Raw genomic sequence first — 21,247 nt, forward strand, 5'->3', positions numbered from 1 at the left:
GGTTAGCGTTTGATGCTTAGCGTTTCACTCAGCATCTCATCGCTGGTGGTGATGATCTTGGCGCTGGAGGAATAGGCCCGCTGCGTCTGGATCAGGTCGGTCAGCTCTTCCGCGATATCCACGTTGGAGCCTTCGAGCGCCCCGCTGTTGATGCTGCCCAGACCGTTCAACATCGGGTTGCCGATGCTCACCGCGCCGGAATCGCGGGTCGCCACATAGGCGTTGCCGTCGACCGATCGCATCTGGTCGGGGTTGGCGACATTGGCAAGCGGCACTTGGAACAGCGCGCGGCGCTGACCATTGTCGAAGACGCCGTAAAGGATGCCGCTGTCGCTCATCTCGGCCCGCTCAAGGCTGCCGGTCTCGGTGCCGTCATCCGAAAAGGCCGGGGGCGTGTAGTCGCCCGAGAATTGGGTCATCCCTCAAAGGTGCCGGGCGCGCCGAAGTCGATCTCAAGCGGTTGGGGGGTGCCGCCGTTGTTAATTTGCAACGTCACCACGCCGGTCGCGGGATCAATCGGGAGGGTGCCGGGCGTGTAGCTCGCCGGGCTGCCTGCATTGACGCCGCTGTCGGTGAAATTCACCATCGCATCGCCGTAGTTGTTGCCCGCCTCATCGCTGATGTTAACAGTCCATTCATTGGCCGTGGCCCCCGGTGTCCAAGACAGGTTCAGCGCATCGCTGCCGCCCAGTTGGTTCACATAGCGCAGGGTGGATTCAAAGGCCGTGCCGGTGGTGCCAGCGCCGGTCTCCTGTGCGGGGACATTGCCCGAAACGCCAACGCGGGTGCTGGGCGTGCCTTGGACCTGATAGCTCGCCACATTGACGGTGCTGAGGTCATTGTAGCTGGTGCTGCTGACACTGCCCGTGGCGCCGCTGGCATCCGTGGGAAAGCCCGAGAGGAAATAGCCCGCCGAGTTGCGCAGGTTGCCGTCCTGATCCGGGGTGAAGGAACCGGCGCGGGTCAGGTAGTAGTTGGATTCGACAGGATCGTTGGGGTTGCGCGAGACGACGAAGAAGCCGTCACCCTGCACCGCCAAGTCGGTCGAGCGCCCCGTGCCCATGATATTGCCATTGGCCGAGATATCGGCGCGCACATCCGTCAGCACCCCCGCCTGCGTCGACCCGGTGTTCTGCGTCACGAATTCCGAGAAGGTCCGCCGGTAGCCAACCGTATTGGCGTTGGCGATGTTGCTCGAGATGTTCTGGACGCGGGAGGAGTTGGCCTGCAACCCGCTGACCCCGATCTGAAGGGCGCTTGTAATGCTCATGACTTGATCCTGCTCGTTCTTGTTATTCTTGATTTATACATGAGAAAGCCGATTCTGCATGGCCAAAGCAAGAATAAAATTTGTATTTGATATTTATGTCACTGACTTTCCTTGACGTCCGTCACCTTGGTCACGGCATCTAGGATACGATCCGCGCTCTCCATGCTCAGCCGCATCACGTCTGATCCCAGCGGCCCCTCTTCGGCGGCGCGCGCGCCCAGCCCCGTGGCTATCTCGGCCCAGCCGGGCAGGTCGGCCAGCGCGGGGAAGGCCGTGGCGGCCCTTGCGACCGTGGCACTGTCGCCCGCCTGATAGGCGGCGAGGGTCAGGCGGGTGGCATCGGCAAAGGCAAACTGCTGGGGGTGCGCCTCCCACATCTCAAGATAGGCGTGCCGTGCAGCGCCCCATTTGCCGGTCTCGTAGAGGGCCACCGCGCGGCTGCGGCGCAGGTCCATGTCTTGGGCGCGCAGGCGCAGGGCGGCGAGTTCATCCGACCGGCCCGCCTGCGCCAAGGCTTCGACCAAAAGCGCTTCGGCCTCGGCGCCCTGATCGTCGGCATAGCCGCTGAGCAGGTCAACTGCCGCATCCGCCTGCCCACCTGCCAAAAGCGCACGCGCCTCGCCGCGCCGCAAGCGCGCCATAAGGCTGGCATCGGGGGCAGTCGCCCCGCCCCGCTCCAAAGTCTGGGCCATTTCGCGCAGGGCGCGATACTCCCGCGCAGCGAGGGCGGTCATCCCGGTATCCAGCAGGCGTTGCGGCACGGCCATGGCATGGCCAACAAAGCCCGGATCGAAACGCCAGCGGGCGCTGATACGGGTGTGCCCTTCAAGGAAAGGCCCGAGGTCGATCTCCCCCGCCGCCCCCTCGGCATAGAAGGCACCGTAGATCGCCCGCGCCTGTGCACGCAGCGCCCCGGCCTCCTCTTCAGGGGCGGTGCGCAGCAAATTATGCAGCGCCCACAACGCGGTATCGGTGTCGCCCTGCTCTGCGGCAACCTCTGCCAAAAGCTGCGCGCCTTCGCGCCCGAGGGCATCCCCGCTCCACATCCAGCGCCCGGTTTTCAATAGCGACAGCGCGTCTTGTCCCGGCAGGGTCTCGGTCTCGCGCCCCATCCGGACCAAGGCCAGTCGCGCCCGCTGCGCATAGGCATCGCGGCCCTGTGCGGCTTGGGCATAGCCATCGAAAGCCATCAAAAGATCGCCCGACACCTCGGAGGCGCGGGCCAGAAGGTAGCGATAGGCGGGGCCATCGCGCAGCTCGGCATGGTCGGGGAATTGCGCGGCCAAAGCCTGCGCCACTTCCCAATCCTCGGCCTCCAGTGCCGCTTCGAGCAGATCGGGCAGAACGGCGGCTTGAATGGCTGGCGACAGGTCGGCGAGGCTTTCCAAAGTGCGCGGCATCAAGCGCGCCGCCTCAGCCACCGCGCCCAGCCGGGCAAAGGCCGCCGCCCGCAGGGCCTGCCCCTGCCCCAGCCGACGGACCATGACACCGCCTGCCCCAGATCGCCACCCGCGCCCCCATCGAGCAGGGCGAGCGCGAGGCTCAGGGTCCGGTGCCGCCGCGCGGCATCGCCGGAGAGGGTTTCGCCATCGAGCGCTTCCAGAAAGCCCGCCGCCTCGGGGCGCATCATCCAAGCAAGGTGCAATTCCGCCAGCCCCAGCAACACCTCGGTCCGCGCAGGATCCTCCGGCGCGGAGACCTCTGCCAGCCGCGTCATCAATGCTTCGCGCGTGGCGAGAAAGTCCTGCTCCCCCTGCTCAGCCAAGGACAAAGGCGCAAAGACAGCACCCCCTCCGCCGTCGCGGGCGGAGCCAAGAGCAAAGACAGGCCAAGAACAATGTTGTGCAGATGCTTCATTATATGAATAGATGCACTTTATTCTTGTAAAGATCCATTCTTTATTTCACACTGATCTTCATAATGTCACGCCATCCTTGCCCAAACTGAGGCCCGTTATGACGGAAACCAGCCATATCAGCATGTCGCTGGCGACTTCCCTCCAGCGCCAGCTCGACATCACCGCCAACAATATCGCCAACGCCAGCACCGCGGGCTACAAGGGCGAACATGTGGTGTTCGAGGCGCTATTGCAGGACAACACTGCGCTTGGCGACGATCAGGCGGCTTTCGTCAGCGATACCGGCTCCTACATCGACACCCGCCCCGGCGCGCTGTCGCAAACCGGCAACCCGCTGGACGTGGCGCTGCATGGTGAGGGGTGGTTCAGCTATCAAACCGCCGACGGGCAACAGGCCTTTGGCCGCGACGGCAGCTTTGCGATCGACCCTGAGGGCAATCTGACGCTCCTGTCGGGGGCCAAAGTGCTCGACGCGGGCGGTGCGCCGATCCAACTGCCCCCTGCGGGCATGGGCGATATCAACATTTCCGAAGATGGCACCATTTCGGGCAGTGAGACCGGCCCGCTGGGCCGGATCGGCGTCTTCGATATTCCTGAGATTCAAAGCTACAAACGGCTTGGTGGCGGCATGCTTGTCGCACCTGAGGGGGCCGCCAAACCGGGCGTGGCCGAAGCCGTGCAGGTGCGCCAAGGCACGCTGGAGCTGAGCAACGTGAACCCGGTGCGCGAGATGACGCGGCTGATCGACGTGCAGCGCGCTTATGAGCGCACCAATACCATGATGGGCAATGCGGACGACCTGCGCCGCGACTCGCTCAAACGGATCGCGCAGGCGGTCTGACCCGGCATCCGTAGAACGGAAGGAACGAGACAATGAAGGCACTCAGCATCGCCGCGACCGGCATGATGGCGCAGCAGACCAATGTCGATGTGATCTCGAACAACATCGCCAACGCGAACACCACCGGGTTCAAGGCCAGCCGCGCCGCCTTTCAAGACCTGATCTATCAATCCATGCAGCGCGAGGGCGCCGTCACCTCAGAGGCCGGATCGACCCGCCCCGTGGGCATCGACATCGGCATGGGCGTGCAGACCGCCGGCACCGTGCGGCTGAACACTCAAGGCGGCATGGTGGCCACGGAAAACCAACTTAACGTCGCCATTGACGGGCGCGGCTATTTCTCGGTCACGCTGCCGGATGGCGGCACCGCCTATACGCGCGACGGGTCATTCCAACTCTCCCCGAGGGCGAGATCGTGACGATGCAGGGCTACCGCGTCGAGCCGGGCATGGTCGTGCCCGAGAACACGACGGCGGTCGAGATCAACGAACAGGGCGTCGTCATGGCCTATGTTGAGAATGATCCCGTGCCGGTGGAACTGGGCCAATTCAACCTGACCACCTTCGTTAACGAGCCGGGGATGCGTCCGGTGGGCAACAACTTCCTGCTGGCGACCGAAGCCTCAGGCGAGGCGCAGGTGGTGAACCCCGGCGATCCGGGCGCGGGGATGATCCGTCAGGGCTATCTTGAGGCGTCCAACGTGAATGTCATCCAGCAAATCACCGATCTGATCTCGGCGCAGCGCGCCTATGAGATGAACTCCAAATCCATCGAGACCGCAGACCAGATGCTCTCGGCTGCGAACCAAATCCGCTAATGCGACGGCTCGCCGCCCTCTTCCTTGGCCTGATGGCGCTGACGGGCCCTGCCCTCTCGGCGCCCATCGGCGTATTGGTCGAGGAACGCGCGCGGGTGGACTACGCCGACAGCCTGCCGCAAGAGGGCGCCTTCGAGATCACGGTCAAGGACGCCCCCGCAGACGAGGTGCTGACGCTGGCCGAGTTTTGGATGGACCCGCGCAGCGGCAAGTTTCTGACCAATGCGGTGCTTGAGACGGGCGAGGTGCAGCGCATCGCGGGCTATGCCCTTGTCACCATGCCGGTCCCTGTGCCCATCACCCGCCTGCTGCCCGATGACATCATCATGGAAGACGACCTGACCGTGATGCGCCTGCCCGTGGGCCGGATCGGCGCCTACGTGATGACGGATATGGAAGAGGTCGTCGGCAAACAGGTGCGCCGCGTGCTGACGCCGGGGCGGCCCATTCAGACGCAATCCATCATCCAGCCGCTGGTCATCAACCGGGGCGAGCGGGTGGAGATCTATTTCAGCGACGGGCTTCTGGCCCTCTCCTCACCCGGGCGCGCGCTTGATGATGCGCATGAGGGGCAGGAAATCCGTATCGTGAACCTTGTCAGCAACAAAACGGTCACCGGCATCGCCACCGGTGAAGGGACCGTGGAGATCCTACGATGACCACCGCTTTCGCGCGCCCCTCTGTCTTGATGTTCGGCGCCGCCCTTGCCCTGTCCGCCTGCGATACCGCCGATCATTTCGACCGCGATCCGCAGCCCTCCCCGATTGTGGTGGATGGCCAAGCCATCCCCGAGGTCGCCCGCGTTCAAGTGCCGATGCCCGCCGTCGCGATGGAGCCGCCCCGGCGCGGCAGTGCCAAAGCCTCGCTCTTTACCGCGCGCAGCCAGCCGCTGTTTTCCGACCAGCGCGCCGATGACATCGGCGATATCGTTACGGTCGTGATCTCCATCGACGACCGTGCACAACTGCGCAATTCGACGGACCGTGAGCGCGAGGGGGCAAGCTCGGTCGGATTCCCGACATTCTTTGGCTATGGCGCGAAAATTGCCGCAATTCTGCCCGGAATCAGCGCCGCCGATCTGCCGAGCGGCGATATCGTCGAGGTCGGATCGGCCTCGGAGGCCAGCGGGTCGGGTGCCATTTCGCGCAATGAACGGATCGAGCTGAAAGTCGCCGCTTTGGTGATCGACAAGCTGCCAAACGGCACGCTCGTCGTCGCGGGACGTCAAGAAATATTGGTTAATCAGGAGCTGCGCGAGCTGCGCATGGCCGGGATCGTGCGCCCTGCCGACATCCGCGATGACAATACCATTTCTTACGACAAGATCGCCGAGGCCCGCATCGCCTATGGCGGCAGAGGCACGCTGTCGCGCGCGCAAGAGCGCAGCTACGGCGAAGACGCGATGGATGTGATCCTGCCCTATTAATTCCTGACTTGGTCACAAAGTGAGACCATTGCCGTCGCAATCGACCGTTAAACCTGACGAAAGCTCAGGAAAGGTCGAACATGAAAAAGGCAGCAATCGCATTCGTAGCACTCCCCTTGCTTTGCATGGGTGCGGGCTATGGCGCCGGTCTGGCCCTCGCCCCTGCCCCAGCCGAAGCGGCGGGGACAAAGAGTGATGAAAAGACCGCTTATGACGCAAAGGAGACGGCAAAGGACGCCGCCCATGCGCCCGAGAAAGACGCCCATGGCAATAAAGGTGAGAAATCCGCCAAGGGCGATGATCACGCGCCGATGGACGGTTATGAACTGGCCAAGGACCGCACGGTGGTGCGCCTTGGGCAGATGACGATCCCGGTCGAGAAGACCAACAGCGTCTCTTATGTGGTCGCGGATTTCGCGCTCAAGATGGGGTCATTGGAATTGGCCGAACGCTACCGCCGCGTGGAAGACGCGACGCGGATGCGCGATTCGCTCTTGCAGGCGATGAACCTAGCCGCCGAAAGCGCCGTGCTGCGCGGCGTGGCGATCGACAGCGAAGCCCTGTCGCGGCTGCTGCGGGATCTGATCAGCAAAGAGCATAAGGGCGTCGATGATGTGATGTTCGTATCGCTTTACAAACAAGACGTGGCGCGGCTCTGACACGCGCCACAGCGCAGGTTTAGAGAACCGAACGCACCACGTTCGACAGCACGGATTCCCCGTTATCCAGCTCCAACTCCGGCCCGTAGGCGGTGAAGTTCACCCGCGTCACCTCGGACCGGGTCAGCGGGGTGACACCCACATCGTTGCCCTCGGCATCCGTCGCCGTGATCTCAACCCGGAAGGTATCGGGCGGCACCGGCAGGCCCACGGAATCGAGGCGGTTCCACTCCACGTCGATCACCTCCCCTTCGGCGGTGGAGGGGCCGGGCATCTCGCGGATCAGGGTGCCGTCTTCGGAGAAGATCCGAACGGTCACCTCCTCCGCCCCGGCGTTGAGCTGATAGCTCAGCGGGAATTCATCTTCGGTCATGCGCACTTGGGTCGAGGGCACCAGCACGTCGCGCCCGATCAATTGCAGGTCCGACATTGCGCCCACGGTGGAAAGCATGGTCGAGATTTGCTCAAGGCTCGCGTTGGTGGCGATGCTCTGCTCCACTTGGGTCAACTGCGCCAATTGCGAGACGAACTGCGTCGAATCCACCGGGTTCAGCGGGTCTTGGTTCGAAATCTGCGCCGTCAGCAGGGTGAGAAAGCTGTTGTAGCTTTCCTGAAGCTCAGCGGATGAGGTCGCCGCCGCCGAAGTGTTGGCGGTGCTCAGGGTGCTTGCTGTGGTCGCGTCGATCATGGTCTCGCCTTTCAGGTGAGGATATCTAGCTGCCCGGCGCCGAGGCGGGGGCTGGAGGTCTGGGCCGTGGGCGCGGCGTCACCGCCCTGCGCATCATCGGCCTGTGCTGTGGTCTGGGTGAACGCAGGGCCCTGTTGTTGCCCGCCGTTGCGGCCCCGGTCGCCGAAAGTCTGGAAATCGAGATCCGCATTCTCGGCGCTGATGCCGCGCGATTGCAGCGCGTCCAGCAGTTGCTCACGGTCTTGCCGCAGCATGTTCAGGACCGAGGCGCTTTCGGTGGTCATGGCGATCTGCATGCGCCCTGCCTCACTGCGCACCACCTCGATCTCGATCTCACCCATACCGTAGGGGGAGAGCGAGAAACGCAGCTTGTTGTCCGCCGTATCAAGGCTGCGGATCTGTTGGCTGACGTGCTGGCGAAGCTGTTCTTCCGGCGCGGCGGCAGGGTTCGGCGCAGGGGCCGGCGTGGGCTGGGCCGGGCTGAGGCGTAGCCCCTCGCTCTGCGGTGCCTGCGGCGCGGTCAAAGCGGCGACCTCGCGCAGGACGGCCTCTGCCGCCGGGGCATTTGTGCCGGGCTGGGCTACCTTGGCGGCATCTACAGCGGCGCTGAAACGCTCGGCGGCAGCGGTGAGGCGCGGGTCTGCGGCTTCAATGCTCAAGTCCACCTTGGGGGCTGCGGTCGTGCTGTTCTCGGCCTTGGCGGCTAGGGGCGGTTCTGTCGCCCCCACGGTGGCGGCTCTCGGGGCCGGTCCCTCACTCGGCATGACGGCTTTGAGCCTGCTCTGTTCGATGCTGCCTTCGGCCTGCAACACCGGCGCGGCCCCTTCGGAGGCCATCACGCGCGCCCCCTGCTGGGCCTGCCCCATGGCCATACGTCCCACAACCGGCAGCGCGGCCGAGGCGATGCTCAATTGGCTCGCCGGGGTGGGCAGGCGCAGGGCACCGGCGATCCTCTCCTCCAAAGCAGCCTCAAGGCTGGGGTCATCCACATTCGCCACCGCCTCCAGCGCGCCGAGGTTTTCGGGCGGCGCTTCGCCCAAGGCTTCGGCAAATGCCGCGAGGGCGGCTTTCGGGGTGATCGGCTGGCTGGTCTCCTCCAACCCGGCGAGGGTGTGATCCATCAGGGCCATCAGCCCCTCTGCCGTCTCAAGGTCGATGTCCTCGGGCAGCGGATCGGGGGCGACTTCCGCCTCTGGCGCGGTGGCTTGCAGGTCTTGGACCTGCGCCTCCGACACGCCCCCCTGCCCGGCCAACCCCTGCATCAGGGCGGCGAAGCCTTCGGCGGCCCCCTTCCCCGAGGGCTGCCCGAGACCTGCGGCATTCGGCACCGCAGGTGCTGCCTGAAGTTGAGCGATCATCTGACGTCCTCCAACTTGGGATCCACGGCGGGATTCCGAAGGCTCTTGTAGGATCAGGAGATCCGCACGTTCCCGCGCTGATCTTCAAAAGCGCGGCGTGCGCTGCGGGCCTCGACGAGGGCTTTGAGCCGCAGGGTCCACTGGTTAAGGGTCACGGGCGTCTCTGTCCCGGTCAGCGCACGCAGCGAAAGCTGCGCGCCCTCAGCAGGGGCTGCAAAGACCGAATGACTGTCAACCGGACGGCCCCAGTACTGCCCCAGAACCGCGCTTAGCCCCATGCGGAAGGCCGCAGGTTCAAGCCCCAGCTTGAGCAGCTCATCCGCCTCGGCGGCGTGATGGTAGGCCTGCCCCAAAGCATGCAGAACGCTGTCTTCGTCCATCATCGGGAACAGGCCGCGCCCGATGATCCCGATCAGCACTTCGCCCACCAGCGCACCGGCGGCTTGGGAGATATTGGTGAAATTGTCGCTTTTGCGAATAACGACGAGCGAGCCATAAGGCACATCGGCGTCGAGTTCTTCGGCAAGGATATCGCCAAGGCAAATGCCCGGGATCGGTTCGATGCAATCTGGCATTGCCACCGGATGACCGGCCCAATCCTGCATCTCGAAGACCGAAGCTTGAACCGGAATCAGCGCCCGGATCAGCATGTTGAAATGACGGCCATCGGCCGATGAATCCATGTGGCAGGCACCCTTCCAGATGCCACCTATAAGTGAGTTTACCTGCATTTCCGCCTCGTTCAGGACGTTCTGTCCATGGTTTATCCGGGCGATTTTTAAAGGTTTTTTGGGTGCCCGGTGCTCGATTATTACATAAGGTCTAGATCGCAAGACCTTGACCGTCAACAATTTTACAAGACCGTGCCATTTTTTTGGGAATCAGCGGCAGGGATGTCGCACTTTTGCCTAGGATGGAGATTTCGCACAACCGGGCCGATAGAGCCTTGAAAACAAGGTCTACTCGGCTTGATAGACCAAGCGAATCGAGATCCGCCGGTTTTCCGGCGCCAGGGGATCGACCGTGTTGATCGGTTGCGTGTCGGCCACACCCGACACCCGCATAAAGCGCGCGCCTGCGATACCTGCGGCCATCAGCGTGCGGCGCGTGGCATTGGCGCGGTCTGCCGAAAGCTCCCAATTCGTATAGCCATTGTTCGCGCCAAAGGCGGCGGCATCGGTATGGCCCACAATCTCGACCGGCTGGTTCTGTTCGGCAATCACATCGCCGATGGCCAGCAGCAGCTCGCGGGTCTTCGAGGTCACCTCGGCACTGCCCCGGGCAAAGAGCGACCGCTCATCCTGATCGAGCACCTGAACCGTCAGCGCCCCGTTCGATTTCTCCAATCGGACATTGCGCGCCAGATCGTTCAAAGCGCTGTCCGAGGTGATCCGCTCGGCGATGTCCTCGGCCATGCGGTCGATCTCGGACTGGCGGCGCTCGGATGCCTCGATCGCGGCGAGAGTGGCGGGATCGGCTGGCGCCGCAGGTTCGGGCGCTTCGGCATATTCCACGACCACGGCGGCAGGCTTGTCACGCAGGCGGCTGTCGAAGACCATCATCGGATTGTCGCGGCCAAAGGTCGGCTTTTGGACATTGCCGGTGTTGTCGACCGCCCCGGTCATCACCCCTGCGGCCATCAACGGGCGCAGGTCCGCCGCCGCATCCGAAGAGGATCCGCCGTCCGACACCGTGGGGGTAAAGTAATTGGCCAGCCCGCGCAGCTTTTCCTCATCCGAGGCGGCGAGGATCCACAGCAGCAGGAAAAACGCCATCATCGCGGTCATGAAGTCCGCATAGGCCACCTTCCAACCGCCGCCATGGTGGGCGTGGCCGCCCTCCGCGTCGTAGCGCTTGATGATGATCATCGCGTTCTTCTTGTCAGCCATCACGCGGCCTCCCGATTACGCAAGACCGGGCACGGGGGCCAGATCAGGAAAGCTCTGCGTTGTTGTCCGATTTGTCGCGGCTGTATTTGCCCAGTCCTGCGCGTTTGGCGTATTCGGCCTTGCGCTTGGAATAGCTCGGCGCGACCAGCGGCGTGTCGGCAGGCAGATTGAACATCACGCGGTATTCCGCTTCGGTCAGCCCATGTTCGGCCCCGAGGTGACGTTTCAGCATTTTGAACCCCTTGCCGCAGCACAGGCAAAAGATCGTGTCTTCGGTCATCGGCTGCTCGCCCGGTGCGGCGGTCATGCCCTGCGCCTTGGGCGCGACGGGGGCCACGGCGGCGGCGGGGATATTGGCCAATGCGGTGGCGGGGGCCTCAGCGGGGGTCGCGCGCAGACGCTCGACCAAGGTCAGGATATCGTCGATGGTCACGTCGCTGCGGCTGGCGAACCCCGAAACGATGGTCGCAATCGCGGTATCGCTCAGATTCTGCTTGGGGGGTACATTAGGCATGAAGCAACTTCCTTGTTAAGTTAATCTTGCCTTCTGCAAGGTTCGCGAAGCATTCAAAGAGCGCTTCGCAAGAGACGCAGCAAAGATAAAAAATTCTTCGCCGTTTATTCTTATCACGATTCGAATTGTATTTGGAACCCGCGCAAGCATTGGCAAGCACTTTTTCGCCATATCGTGCGGAATGCATCACGGCTCCATCTGCGCGACGGTCTTGAAGATCGCGCTTTTCGGGGCCGGATCGGGGCCGCGTCATTTCCGGTGGTCTGGGCGATGATCGTGCTGAACAGACCGGTCACCCCCAGCCCTGCCACCGCGATCAGCGGCACATGCAGGGACTTCCATAGGCTCTTGCGGGGTGCGGGCGGCTGCGGCGCCAATGCGGCGGGGTCGAGCAACTCAGGCTCGGGCGCCGGGGGCACCTCGATCGGCGCGCCGAACTCGACAAAGATGCCGCGCGGCATGACCGCAACCTTCACTTCGCGCCGCGCGCAGCTGTCGCTAAAGCCTGCAGGGAAGAGTTCAGCCGGGATATCGATCACCATATCATCCTTGGGCCGCCACTCTGCCGCCAGCGTGTCACGGGGGATATAAACCGATGCGAAATCATCCCGAAAGGCGATGTCACGCACCAAGGTCGGCACCATGGGCAGCGGCTGCTCCGGGTTGGAGGCGATTCGCATCCGCCCCCCGGCGAGCCACATCTCAAGACGGACGTAGAAACACTCCCCCGGCTGCACCTCGGCAGAGGGCATATAGCCTTCGGGCGGGCCGGAGCGCAGCTTGCGGCGCTTGCGGTTGCCGATGGGAAAGATCTTGTTGGTGCTGACGCGCTGAAACTGGTCCAATTCGGGCCGCTGGCGCATCAACTCGTCGAAATCCAGCCCCTCTTCGCGGGCGAAATTGTAGTTGATCAGATAATCCGCCGCCGTTTCCTCAAGCGTTTTGCTGTCCTGAATGGCCTTCAACAGCGCATTTTCCTCAGAGAACAACAACCTACGGCAGGGGTGGCCCTCAACCTCGGGGCTGACGGCAAAGCTTCCCACGGGACGGTCGAGGATATCCGCCACCCGGTCGAAAACTGCATGTTCTTCGTCATTGTGAAAGACCACGAACTCGCAAAGACCGGCGGCATCCATGCACAACAGCAGCCGCATCTCTTCGGGCCAGCCCGGCACGAGCACCGAAAGCTCGGAAGGATCGACGAAATAGGCGAAGGCATCGGGCTCTTGCAGAGCGTCGACATCACCCTTCAACTCTTCTTTGACCGAAAAACCACTATTCATCATAGAAACCCAAGTTCTTTCCTAGATAATACTTGTATAGGCCCATTCACTCAAGGATAAAGTAAGAATAGTTTCTTTTTGGAGGCGTGTGCAGCAATGACACTCTTGCTTGGTCTTGTAATGGTCTTCGGTCTGGTCTTTGGCGGTTTCATGCTGTCGGGGGCAATATGGACATCGTCCTGCACGCCCTTCCCTACGAGGGCATGATGATCGGCGGCGCCTCTCTGGGGGCCTTCGTGATCGCCAACTCCTTCTCGGTGGTCAAATCATCGCTGGCCGGGGTAATGCGGGTGATCAAGGGGCCGCGCTGGAAGGCGGCGGATTACAACGATCTGCTGGCGCTGATGTTCGAACTGGCACGTCTTTATAAGACCAAGGGCATCGTCGCGATGGACGAGCATATCGAAAACCCCGAGGCCAGCCCGATCTTTCAGCGCTACCCCAAGCTGATGAAAGACCATTTCCTGACCGACCTCATCGCCGATAGCTTTCGCATGATGTCGATGCAATTCGACGACCGTTTCCAGATGGAAGACGTGTTGAACCGCAAGATTAAAAAGCACCACCACGAGGCGCTGGTCTCGGCCCGCGCGATCCAAAGCATGGCTGACGGCCTGCCCGCCATCGGCATCGTCGCGGCGGTTCTGGGGGTGATCAAAACCATGTCGTCGATCGACAAGCCGCCAGAGATCCTTGGCGCGATGATCGGCGGTGCCTTGGTCGGCACTTTCCTTGGGGTTTTCCTTGCCTATTGTATGGTCCAGCCGATCGCAGGCCGGTTGGAGCAGATCGAGGAAGAAGACGGCGCGATGTATACGGTGATCCGAGATGTCATCGTGGCCATCGTGGCGGGCCACCCGCCCAGCATCTGCATCGAATTGGGCCGCGGCAACATTCCCACGACGAAACAGCCGAACTTCTCTGCCGTGGAGGCCTCGCAGCGCGAACTGCCTGCGGTATGATGCGCCCCCTGCCCCTGATCGTGCTGATCGCGCTCCTTGCCGGGCCGGGGCTGGCGGCGGGACCGGCCAAGGAGAAGGACGCGGAAGAGGTCGACAAGACCGCCGAAGCAGAGGCCCGGCTGCCCAATTCCATGCGCCGCCACGGTGTCATCGGCCATGTCCCCCGATGGAGGGGCTGCCGCTGCTCGACGCCGCGGTGCTGGAACGGATGCGCGAGCGGCTCATCGTTCTGTCACAGGGCGCAGAGCAGTGAAGCCGAAGCGCGGCGACGGGCTGGCTGTTTTGTCACGGCTAAAACGCTTTGAGATGGAGAATGTCGCGCTGGAGATGGCCGAGGTCAACCGCGCGCTGACCCAGATCGAAAAAGAACGCCACAGCCTGATGGAACAGCTCAACGACCGCGGCGATCCTGATGCGGTGGAATCGACGCGCGTGGTCTCGGCCTTTATCCGCAACGTCTCGGAAACCATCCACCGCAAGGAAACCGAGGCCGAGCGGCTGCGCGCCGACAGCGCGGGCATCCACGACAGGCTGAACGGGCTTTTCGCCGAGGCCAAGCGCATCGATCTGATCCGCAACCGCCGCGCCGAGGCCCGCAGGCAAGCCCTGCAAGAGGCCGAAACCGCCGCCCAAGCCGAAGGCTTTCTGTCGATCTGGCTGGACGATCAACGATAATTACACGGCCATATCCAATTGCGGGAACTATTGTAGCAAATTCCCCTAAATAGCGAATACCGGACAAGAAAAAACCGCAATTCGATTCCATCAAAGCCCCATTGAAAATGCCGCCCTGGGGAGGGGGCGCCGAGGCCAACGCGTTTGTATTCCGGCTTCGGTATAGTTTGAGAGGATTTACGATGAAGCGAAGAGGATTTTTCACCGCCGCCGCGATCGGTGCCGCGTCTTTGAGCGTCAGCCCGCTCTGCGCACAATCGGCGGAGGTGACCCTTGCCGAGGTGCGCGCCCTGTTCCAAAGCCGCGACCTTGGTGCGCGCCGGATGGTGCAGGACAGCCTGAAACACGAGGGCTATTACAAGGGGGCCATCGACGGCGCATGGGGGCCGGGGACCGAAGCCGCCTTTCGCGCGCTCATGGCCTCCGACCGCTACCAACGCCACGCGCCGACATGGACGTTTGCCCATGAGGTTCAGGTCAGCGAAACGATGTTCTTCCTGACTTCCGACGCCTATATGTGACTGCGCCCGGGGCCCCTTTCGGGCCTCGGCCTTACCCCGCCTCCGCGACCGCCAGTTCGGCCATACGCAGCGCGGCGTCGCGGTTTGCCGCCACGGCGATGAACCGCGCGTTGTGACAGAACTTGGCCCCCGGCACGCCGCTTGCGGCCTCCAAATCGGCATCCGTTAGCCCGGCCCAAGCCTCGGGCAGATCGGCGCGGGCCTCAAAGCTATCGCCGCTTTTGCGGATCGTGGTCAGGGCCCAATCCTCTCCGCGCGGGTGCACGACGAAGAGCAGGTGATCGGCTGCGGCCTTTTCCACCGCCGAGCGGAAGGGCATGCCCGTGGGCAGTTCCAAGACGCGCCCGCTGCCTGCCGCCTCAATCGCCTGCATCACCATCGCCTCGGCCCGGCGTTTGGCGGCCTTGCCCTTGATCGCGGCCTCCACAAAGGCCTGCGCGACCGGCAGGGCGGCCATGAAGGCGCGGTCGTCGGCATCCTCACCACGTTCGTCGAAAACGGGCTTCAGCGTCTCCAAGAGCACCGGCAGGGTCATGCCCGCCAGCGGCCCCGCGACCGAGGGTTCAAGCGCGCCATTGTCGATCAGGTCGACCGGCAGCACGAAGCCCTGATCGAAACTATGGTGGATATCCTCCACATCCGCCTCGGGCACGTCAAAGCTGCGCAGATAGTCGCGGCCATAGTGCTGCCAGATCAGCCCGAAAGAGCTGTAGGGCTGACCATCCTCGCGCAGCGGTCCCGGGCGCTGGTGGTGGTCAAAGATCAGCGCTTCGGCGTCATAGTCGCGGCCCACGTCATAGATGATCCGCCCCGCGCCGGGGGTGATCCACGCGGCATCGCGGCTGCGCATCAGCACCGCCTCTGGGTAGAGCCGGGTCAGGATGACGGAGGATAAAAGCTCATCCGCGTGAAAGCCGCCCGAATGGGTGACGAGATGGGTGATGGTCATGGGGCTGGCTCCGCTGCGGCTGGGGAAATCGGTCAATGGTGGCTTGCGCCCCCATACTGCGCGGTGCGGGCCAAGTGCAAGCCGCCCGCCCTAGCGCGACAGCGCGACCAGCGTGGCCGAGACGGGGTCGAGGATGAAGGCCCCCACCTGCGCCCGGGCCTGCGCCAACCCATCGCGCCGTTCCGGCATCAACTGCACGAGGGAAGCAAAGCGGTTATGGTGGGTGCCGTCCACCGCGCCGATGGCCGAGATATCGACTAGCAAGACGCCATAGCGTTTGGCCAGCGCCTGCACCGCCGGGGAGCTGGCACTTGTGCGCCCGATCCGAGGCCGCGCCCCGGCAAGCCCCGCCGAAATGCGCAACGCTCGGTCGTCCGGCGCCACAAGGATGGCCATGGGCGGATCAAGCGGCCCGATCACCTCAACCTGTTTGCGAAAGACATCCACGTCGATGTCGGGCGCTGCGAGGACCACATCGCTCAACCGGGCGATCACCGCATCCTGCCCCGACAGGCGCAACTGCCGCAGCGCCTCCACCACCAGCCAGCCGCCCATGCTGTGGCCGAAAAGCGTGATCTCGCCCACGTCGGGATCGGCGGCGAGGGTGCCGAGCATGGCGGCCAGTTCATCGCGCGAATAGAGCGCCGCGTCCTTGTCCGCGACATAGCCCACCACCGTCCCCGCAGAGGGCCAAGCAAACAGGATCGGCTGTTCGGGCAAATGCCCATCCGCCGTCACCTGCGCCAAACGAAATAGCGATTCCGGGAAGGTCTGGTTGTAGCCGTGGACAAAGACCACCACGTCCTGCCGCCCCCGGCCAGAGCGGTGGATATCGAGCCCCGGCAGCGGATCGCGCGCCGTCACCGCAAAGCTGCGGCTCGGGTCTGGCTTCTCATCGGGCCATTCGATCTTGCTGGCCTCATGGTCTGGCGGGATGGCGATGGTGAACCGCTCGTAATCCAGCGCCCGCGCGCGGGCGTCGGTATAGGTGCCGGTCTGCGGATCGCGCCCGCGGGTCGAGGCCACGGTGATCGCCAAACTCTGCGCAGCTTCGGCCTCGGGCACCACGGTCAGAGTCTCCCCGCCCGGGCGCGGTGCGCAGGCCGACAGCAAGACCACCGCAACCGCGCAGAGCGTATGTAGCCCCCGGCCCCCAATCCCATGTCCCTGCATAACGCCCCCCGGCCCTTCGTTCGGCGCAGTTCTAGCCCAATTGGCCCATAAAGTCATAGACGAAAGGCCCCTGCGACTGCGACGAAACAGCCCCGCTTCTAACCTACGGCAGCCCCCTCTATCTGCCTGCCTCTGCCGCCAGCAGCCTGCGGCCCGTGTCGAGCACCCCGTCGACGATGTCATTGGCAATCGCCGCGCTCAGCGCCGCGCCATCGCGGGCAGTGAGGCCGGCCAGCACCTCTTTGTGGCGGTCGATCTGATAGTATTCCGCCACCTCGGTAATGACCTGCCGCTGAAACGGACCAAGTTGCAGCCAAATGCTTTCGATCATCGGCAAGGACGCCTGCGCGGGGTTCACGGAGTAAAGCATCCGGTGGAAGGCTTGATTCAGCAGCGTCAGTTGATCCGCGTTCCGCTCGGCCACAAAACGGTCCATGCTGCCGTCGATCTCGGTCAGGCGGTCGATCACGATGTCCGAGATATAGGGCAAGGCGCGCAGGGCGGCGTGGGTCTCAACCGCGATGCGCAGGGCGACCAGCTCCTCAAACCGCTCAGGGGTCATCAGCGGCACGGTCAAGCGGCGGTTGTCCTTGATCTGGATGGCATGTTCAGAACTCAGCCGCCGCACCGCCTCGCGCACCGGGGTCGGGCTGAGGCCGAGCCGCTCCGCAATGCCGCGCATGGTCAGCGAGGTGCCGGGCGTGATCGCGCCCAGCATGATCGCATTGCGCAGCCGTTCATAGACATATTCCTGCGTCGTCCCGCCCGGAATTTCGGGGATTTCGGGAATGTTGAGCGCATCGTTATCGGTGTCGATCATCTGGCCGCCTTTGGTCTTTCGCCGCCGACCATACGCGTGGGGCCAATTGACAGACAAGCGGATAGTGATATGACATTCCAACAAATGGTATCACATTTTCTGGTTCGATATCGAAAGGAACCCCATGTCCGAGAGCAAAGCCGAAGCGTGGCTGGCGCAACATCCCGAGATCGAATCGATCTTTGCCTGCGTTTGTGACCTCAACGGCACCATGCGCGGCAAACGGGTGCCCGCCGATCAGGTGTCCAAAGTCGTCGAAGGCGGGCTGCGCCTGCCGCTGTCCATCGTCGGCATGGATATCTGGGGCGAGGATGTCGAAAACAGCGAGTTGGTGTTCGAGACCGGGGATTCCGACGGGCTGTGCGATTTCACCGGGCGCCCCTTGATGCCCATCACATGGACCACGCGCCCCACGGCGCTGGCCATGCTCTGGATGCGTCAGGAAAACGGCAAGCCCTTCCCCGGCGATCCGCGCCGCGCGCTGGCCGAGGTGGCCGCGCGGTTCAAGGCGCGCGGGTTGACCCCGGTGGTCGCCACGGAACTGGAGTTCTACCTCTTCGACCCGACCGAGGATCACCCGCAGGCCCCCTGCTCTCCGGTCACGGGCAAACGGCTGGATTCCGACGGTGCGCTATCGCTGGACGAATTGCAGCATTTCGATGAGTTCCTGAACGAGGTCTATGACGCCTGCGAATTGCAGGGCATCCCGGCGGATGCCGCCATTTCGGAAAACGGGGCGGGGCAGTTCGAAATCAACATGCGCCATGTGGACGATCCGTTGCGCGCCGCCGATGACGCGGTGCTGTTCAAACGTCTGGTGCGCGGCATCGCCCGCAAACATGGCTTTGCCGCCACCTTCATGGCCAAACCCTATGGTGATCTGGCGGGCAGCGGCTTTCACGTTCACTTCTCCTTGGTGGATGAAAACGGCGTCAATGTCTTCGACAATGGCGGGGAGGAAGGCACGGCCCTAATGCTCAACGCCGTCGCCGGACTGCTGGCCACAATGCAGCAAAACACGCTGACCTTCGCGCCGCATGAAAACTCCTACCGTCGCCTGCTGCCGGGCGCCCATGCGCCGACCAATGTCGCTTGGGGCTATGAGAACCGCACCGCGGCGATCCGCATCCCGGGCGGCGACCCCAAGGCCCGCCGCATCGAGCATCGCGTCGCCGGGGCCGACGCCAACCCCTATCTGGTGCTCACCAGCATCCTGGGCGGCGCGCTGTTGGGGATCGAGCAAGACATGCAGCCCGTGGCCCCGATCACCGGCGATGCCTATACGATGAAACTCGACAACCTGCCGCTCGACTGGGCCACGGCCATCGACGCCTTCCGCAAGGGGCCGGATGTGCCCGGCCTGTTCTCTGCCCGGTTGCAGACCATGATGGTCGAATGCAAGACGCAGGAACTACGCAAATTCGCGCGGCAAGTGACCCATTTCGAATATGACACCTATCTGGAGATCGTCTGATGTCGCGCCATCCCTACGCCGGAGACGGCAGCCATACGTCAAGCTACTACGCCGCCTCGGCCAACCCTGCCCCGCGCGCCCCGAATTGCAGGGCGATCACGAGATTGATGTCTGCATCGTCGGCGCGGGCTACAGCGGACTGTCGACCGGTCTGCATCTGGCCGAAAAGGGCTATAAGGTCGCCATTATCGAAGGCGCGCGCGTGGGCTGGGGGGCCTCGGGGCGCAATGGCGGGCAGATCGTCAACGGGCTGAACGCCAGCCTCCAAACGATCAAGCGCCGCTATGGGCAGGACACCGCGACCTTTGTCGCCGGCCTCGTGCAAGAGGGTGGCGAGATCATCCGCGAGCGGGTCCGCACCTATGACATCCAATGCGACCTCAAGGACAAGAACATCTTCACCGGGCTCACCACGGCGCATATGCGCGAGTTGGAGGAGCGGCAAAAGCTCTGGCAAAGCTACGGCATCGACAATCAAGAGATGCTGGACAAGGAACAACTGCGCGCCCACGTCAATTCCGACCTCTACGAAGGCGGGCTGATCGACCATTCGGGCGGCCATATGCACCCCCTGAACCTCGCCCTCGGCGAAGCGGCGGCCTTTGAGAAGAACGGCGGCACGATCTATGAGATGTCCCCCGTCACCCATGTCGATCACGAGGCTGCCCGCCCCGTGGTCCGCACGGCCAAGGGGACGATGACCTGCAAGACACTGGTGCTCTGCGGCAATGCCTACCTCGGCCATGTGGTGCCCACACTGGCCCCGCGTGTGATGCCCGTCTCGACCCAAGTGATGGCCACCGAACCGCTGAGCGAGGCGCAGGCCCAAGCGCTGCTGCCCACCGATGCTTGCGTCGAAGACATTCGCTATATCCTCGACTACTACCGCCTGTCGGGTGACAAACGGATGCTCTTTGGCGGCGGCACCGTCTATGGCGGCGCGGACCCGCGCGACATCAAGGCCAAGCTCAAACGCAATATGGACAAGGTCTTCCCCCAGTTGAAAGACGTGAAGATCGACTATGCCTGGAGCGGGAATTTCGCCCTCTCTTTCAGCCGCGTGCCGCAGATGGGCCGGATCGGTGACAACACCTATTTCGCCCATGGCTACAGCGGTCACGGCGTGACCGGATCGCATACCTTCGGGCGCATCCTTTCCGAGGCGATCGACGGCGACCTCACCCGCTTTGACGTCTTCGCCAATGTGCCATGGTTCCCCTTCCCCGGCGGGCGCATGTTCCGCGTGCCCTATTCGGTCGTGGGGTCGTGGTGGTACGGGCTGCGCGACCGTTTGGGTGTCTGAAACCTTTTGACAGGGCTGGGGGTTTCTTCACAGTGGCGGGCAACGCGCACGTCATGAGTGGAAGGACCCCCATGCCCGATCAAAAGCCCGCCTCCGTGATCGTCTTCGACGTCAACGAGACCCTGCTCGACATCACCACGTTAGAGCCGCTCTTCACGCGCCTCTTCGGCGACGCCTCGGTGCTGCGCGAATGGTTTGCCGAGCTGATCCTCTATTCCCAAACCATGACCCTCTCGGGCCGCTACGCGCCCTTCGGCGCGCTGGCGGGGGCGTCTTGCGGATGGTCGGCGCGAATAAGGACGTGGCGGTGACGGATGAGGACGTGGCCGAGTTGAAATCCCGCATCGGCTCCATGCCCGCCCACGCGGATGTCGCCCCTGCCCTGCGCAGGCTGGAAGAGGCGGGGTTTCGGCTGGTCACGCTGACCAATTCGCCCCCGTCCCCCGCGCCGACCCCGCTGGAGAAAGCCGGGATCGCCGATTTCTTCGAGCGGAGCTTTAGCATCGACGCGGTCGCAAAGTTCAAACCCCATCCAGCGACTTACCAAATGGTGGCCGAGGCGCTTGATCTGCAAACCGATGATCTCTGCATGGTGGCCTGCCATCTGTGGGACACCATCGGCGCGCAGGCGGCGGGCTGTCAGGGGGCCTTCCTCACCCGGCCCAATAACAACCTGATCGAGGTGCAAGAGGTGCCGCAGCCGCATTACCTATCGGACAATCTGGCGGATTTGGCCGAGCAGATCATCGCCGCGAACGGGCGCTGAT

Annotated in this window: 24 protein-coding genes and 2 pseudogenes; 13 read left to right on the plus strand and 13 right to left on the minus strand. The window is 63.4% G+C overall.

Annotated features, from left to right (window positions below; all coding sequences use genetic code 11):
* Nucleotides 1-2: 2 nt before the first annotated feature.
* The 4 genes from CUR85_RS03735 to CUR85_RS03750 form a co-directional block, all read right to left on the minus strand.
* The gene (locus CUR85_RS03735) at nucleotides 3-419 is read right to left on the minus strand and encodes a flagellar hook-basal body complex protein (protein WP_280321774.1); all 417 of its coding nucleotides are present in this window, start codon (nucleotides 417-419) and stop codon (nucleotides 3-5) included.
* Nucleotides 416-1,270 (minus strand): flagellar hook-basal body complex protein, encoded by an 855-nt coding sequence (locus tag CUR85_RS03740; RefSeq protein WP_280321776.1) that lies wholly within the window; start codon nucleotides 1,268-1,270, stop codon nucleotides 416-418. The genes CUR85_RS03735 and CUR85_RS03740 overlap by 4 nt, the downstream gene beginning before the upstream one ends.
* A 98-nt stretch (nucleotides 1,271-1,368) precedes the next feature.
* Entirely contained in the window at nucleotides 1,369-2,754 is a 1,386-nt protein-coding gene (locus tag CUR85_RS03745) for a hypothetical protein (protein WP_280321778.1), read from the minus strand.
* Nucleotides 2,670-3,035: a hypothetical protein gene (locus CUR85_RS03750; protein WP_280321780.1), complete on the minus strand. Its 366-nt coding sequence runs from the start codon at nucleotides 3,033-3,035 to the stop codon at nucleotides 2,670-2,672. The genes CUR85_RS03745 and CUR85_RS03750 overlap by 85 nt, the downstream gene beginning before the upstream one ends.
* 190 nt (nucleotides 3,036-3,225) lie before the next feature.
* Between CUR85_RS03750 and flgF the strand changes: the two genes are divergently transcribed.
* The 5 genes and pseudogenes from flgF (at nucleotide 3,226) to CUR85_RS03775 (ending at nucleotide 6,871) form a co-directional block, all read left to right on the plus strand.
* Nucleotides 3,226-3,969, plus strand: a complete 744-nt coding sequence (gene flgF / locus CUR85_RS03755; RefSeq protein WP_067262389.1) for a flagellar basal-body rod protein FlgF — start codon at nucleotides 3,226-3,228, stop codon at nucleotides 3,967-3,969.
* Between the two features lie 32 nt (nucleotides 3,970-4,001).
* A pseudogene (gene flgG / locus CUR85_RS03760) lies at nucleotides 4,002-4,786 on the plus strand (flagellar basal-body rod protein FlgG).
* Nucleotides 4,786-5,445 carry a flagellar basal body P-ring formation chaperone FlgA gene (gene flgA / locus CUR85_RS03765; protein WP_067262393.1) on the plus strand — a complete coding sequence of 220 codons (660 nt, stop codon included), beginning with the start codon at nucleotides 4,786-4,788 and terminating at the stop codon, nucleotides 5,443-5,445. The pseudogene flgG and the gene flgA overlap by 1 nt, the downstream one beginning before the upstream one ends.
* Nucleotides 5,442-6,212, plus strand: coding sequence for a flagellar basal body L-ring protein FlgH (locus tag CUR85_RS03770; RefSeq protein WP_067262396.1), 771 nt, complete (start codon nucleotides 5,442-5,444; stop codon nucleotides 6,210-6,212). The genes flgA and CUR85_RS03770 overlap by 4 nt, the downstream gene beginning before the upstream one ends.
* Before the next feature lie 80 nt (nucleotides 6,213-6,292).
* On the plus strand, nucleotides 6,293-6,871 hold the full coding sequence (locus CUR85_RS03775; RefSeq protein WP_136720408.1) for a hypothetical protein: 579 nt from the start codon (nucleotides 6,293-6,295) through the stop codon (nucleotides 6,869-6,871).
* Between the two features lie 19 nt (nucleotides 6,872-6,890).
* Here CUR85_RS03775 and CUR85_RS03780 read toward each other — a convergent pair whose 3' ends face one another.
* From CUR85_RS03780 to CUR85_RS03805, 6 genes are all read right to left on the minus strand, one after another.
* Nucleotides 6,891-7,559, minus strand: coding sequence for a flagellar hook assembly protein FlgD (locus CUR85_RS03780; RefSeq protein ID WP_067262400.1), 669 nt, complete (start codon nucleotides 7,557-7,559; stop codon nucleotides 6,891-6,893).
* A gap of 11 nt (nucleotides 7,560-7,570) precedes the next feature.
* On the minus strand, nucleotides 7,571-8,917 hold the full coding sequence (locus tag CUR85_RS03785; RefSeq protein WP_067262403.1) for a flagellar hook-length control protein FliK: 1,347 nt from the start codon (nucleotides 8,915-8,917) through the stop codon (nucleotides 7,571-7,573).
* Nucleotides 8,918-8,970: 53 nt separating this feature from the next.
* Nucleotides 8,971-9,600 (minus strand): hypothetical protein, encoded by a 630-nt coding sequence (locus CUR85_RS03790; protein WP_067262405.1) that lies wholly within the window; start codon nucleotides 9,598-9,600, stop codon nucleotides 8,971-8,973.
* A gap of 276 nt (nucleotides 9,601-9,876) precedes the next feature.
* Entirely contained in the window at nucleotides 9,877-10,806 is a 930-nt protein-coding gene (locus tag CUR85_RS03795) for a flagellar motor protein MotB (protein ID WP_067262407.1), read from the minus strand.
* A 43-nt stretch (nucleotides 10,807-10,849) separates the two neighbouring features.
* A complete protein-coding gene (locus CUR85_RS03800) occupies nucleotides 10,850-11,320 on the minus strand; it encodes a Ros/MucR family transcriptional regulator (RefSeq protein WP_067262409.1) in 471 nt (156 codons plus the stop codon).
* Nucleotides 11,321-11,433: 113 nt separating this feature from the next.
* The gene (locus tag CUR85_RS03805) at nucleotides 11,434-12,606 is read right to left on the minus strand and encodes a hypothetical protein (RefSeq protein ID WP_280321790.1); all 1,173 of its coding nucleotides are present in this window, start codon (nucleotides 12,604-12,606) and stop codon (nucleotides 11,434-11,436) included.
* Nucleotides 12,607-12,699: 93 nt separating this feature from the next.
* Here CUR85_RS03805 and motA point away from each other — a divergent pair.
* The 4 genes and pseudogenes from motA to CUR85_RS03825 all read left to right on the plus strand — a co-directional run bounded on the left by motA (nucleotide 12,700) and on the right by CUR85_RS03825 (nucleotide 14,761).
* Nucleotides 12,700-13,565 (plus strand): annotated as a pseudogene (motA, locus tag CUR85_RS03810) (flagellar motor stator protein MotA).
* Nucleotides 13,562-13,870 carry a hypothetical protein gene (locus tag CUR85_RS03815; protein WP_280321792.1) on the plus strand — a complete coding sequence of 103 codons (309 nt, stop codon included), beginning with the start codon at nucleotides 13,562-13,564 and terminating at the stop codon, nucleotides 13,868-13,870. The pseudogene motA and the gene CUR85_RS03815 overlap by 4 nt, the downstream one beginning before the upstream one ends.
* Nucleotides 13,815-14,240 carry a hypothetical protein gene (locus CUR85_RS03820; RefSeq protein WP_067262420.1) on the plus strand — a complete coding sequence of 142 codons (426 nt, stop codon included), beginning with the start codon at nucleotides 13,815-13,817 and terminating at the stop codon, nucleotides 14,238-14,240. The genes CUR85_RS03815 and CUR85_RS03820 overlap by 56 nt, the downstream gene beginning before the upstream one ends.
* Nucleotides 14,241-14,422: 182 nt before the next feature.
* Entirely contained in the window at nucleotides 14,423-14,761 is a 339-nt protein-coding gene (locus tag CUR85_RS03825; RefSeq protein WP_067262423.1) for a peptidoglycan-binding domain-containing protein, read from the plus strand.
* Nucleotides 14,762-14,792: 31 nt separating this feature from the next.
* Here the strand turns inward: CUR85_RS03825 and CUR85_RS03830 are convergent, their stop codons facing one another.
* The 3 genes from CUR85_RS03830 to CUR85_RS03840 all read right to left on the minus strand — a co-directional run bounded on the left by CUR85_RS03830 (nucleotide 14,793) and on the right by CUR85_RS03840 (nucleotide 17,703).
* Nucleotides 14,793-15,710 (minus strand): MYG1 family protein, encoded by a 918-nt coding sequence (locus tag CUR85_RS03830; protein ID WP_067262424.1) that lies wholly within the window; start codon nucleotides 15,708-15,710, stop codon nucleotides 14,793-14,795.
* Between the two features lie 90 nt (nucleotides 15,711-15,800).
* Complete coding sequence (locus CUR85_RS03835) at nucleotides 15,801-16,883, minus strand: alpha/beta hydrolase (RefSeq protein WP_067262427.1); 1,083 nt, start codon at nucleotides 16,881-16,883, stop codon at nucleotides 15,801-15,803.
* Nucleotides 16,884-17,001: 118 nt separating this feature from the next.
* Nucleotides 17,002-17,703, minus strand: coding sequence for a GntR family transcriptional regulator (locus CUR85_RS03840; RefSeq protein ID WP_067262429.1), 702 nt, complete (start codon nucleotides 17,701-17,703; stop codon nucleotides 17,002-17,004).
* 124 nt (nucleotides 17,704-17,827) lie between these two features.
* Here CUR85_RS03840 and CUR85_RS03845 point away from each other — a divergent pair, with 124 nt between their 5' ends.
* From CUR85_RS03845 to CUR85_RS03860, 4 genes are all read left to right on the plus strand, one after another.
* Nucleotides 17,828-19,177 carry a glutamine synthetase family protein gene (locus CUR85_RS03845; protein ID WP_067262431.1) on the plus strand — a complete coding sequence of 450 codons (1,350 nt, stop codon included), beginning with the start codon at nucleotides 17,828-17,830 and terminating at the stop codon, nucleotides 19,175-19,177.
* A gap of 85 nt (nucleotides 19,178-19,262) precedes the next feature.
* Entirely contained in the window at nucleotides 19,263-20,480 is a 1,218-nt protein-coding gene (locus CUR85_RS03850) for an NAD(P)/FAD-dependent oxidoreductase (RefSeq protein WP_280321800.1), read from the plus strand.
* 71 nt (nucleotides 20,481-20,551) lie between these two features.
* Entirely contained in the window at nucleotides 20,552-20,791 is a 240-nt protein-coding gene (locus tag CUR85_RS03855) for an HAD family hydrolase (protein ID WP_280321802.1), read from the plus strand.
* Nucleotides 20,761-21,246 carry an HAD-IA family hydrolase gene (locus CUR85_RS03860; RefSeq protein WP_280321804.1) on the plus strand — a complete coding sequence of 162 codons (486 nt, stop codon included), beginning with the start codon at nucleotides 20,761-20,763 and terminating at the stop codon, nucleotides 21,244-21,246. Before CUR85_RS03855 ends, CUR85_RS03860 begins: the two co-directional genes overlap by 31 nt.
* Nucleotide 21,247: the final 1 nt, after the last annotated feature.

Origin of the sequence: Sulfitobacter faviae, from assembly GCF_029870955.1 — a bacterium.
Taxonomy (GTDB): Bacteria; Pseudomonadota; Alphaproteobacteria; order Rhodobacterales; family Rhodobacteraceae; genus Sulfitobacter; species Sulfitobacter faviae.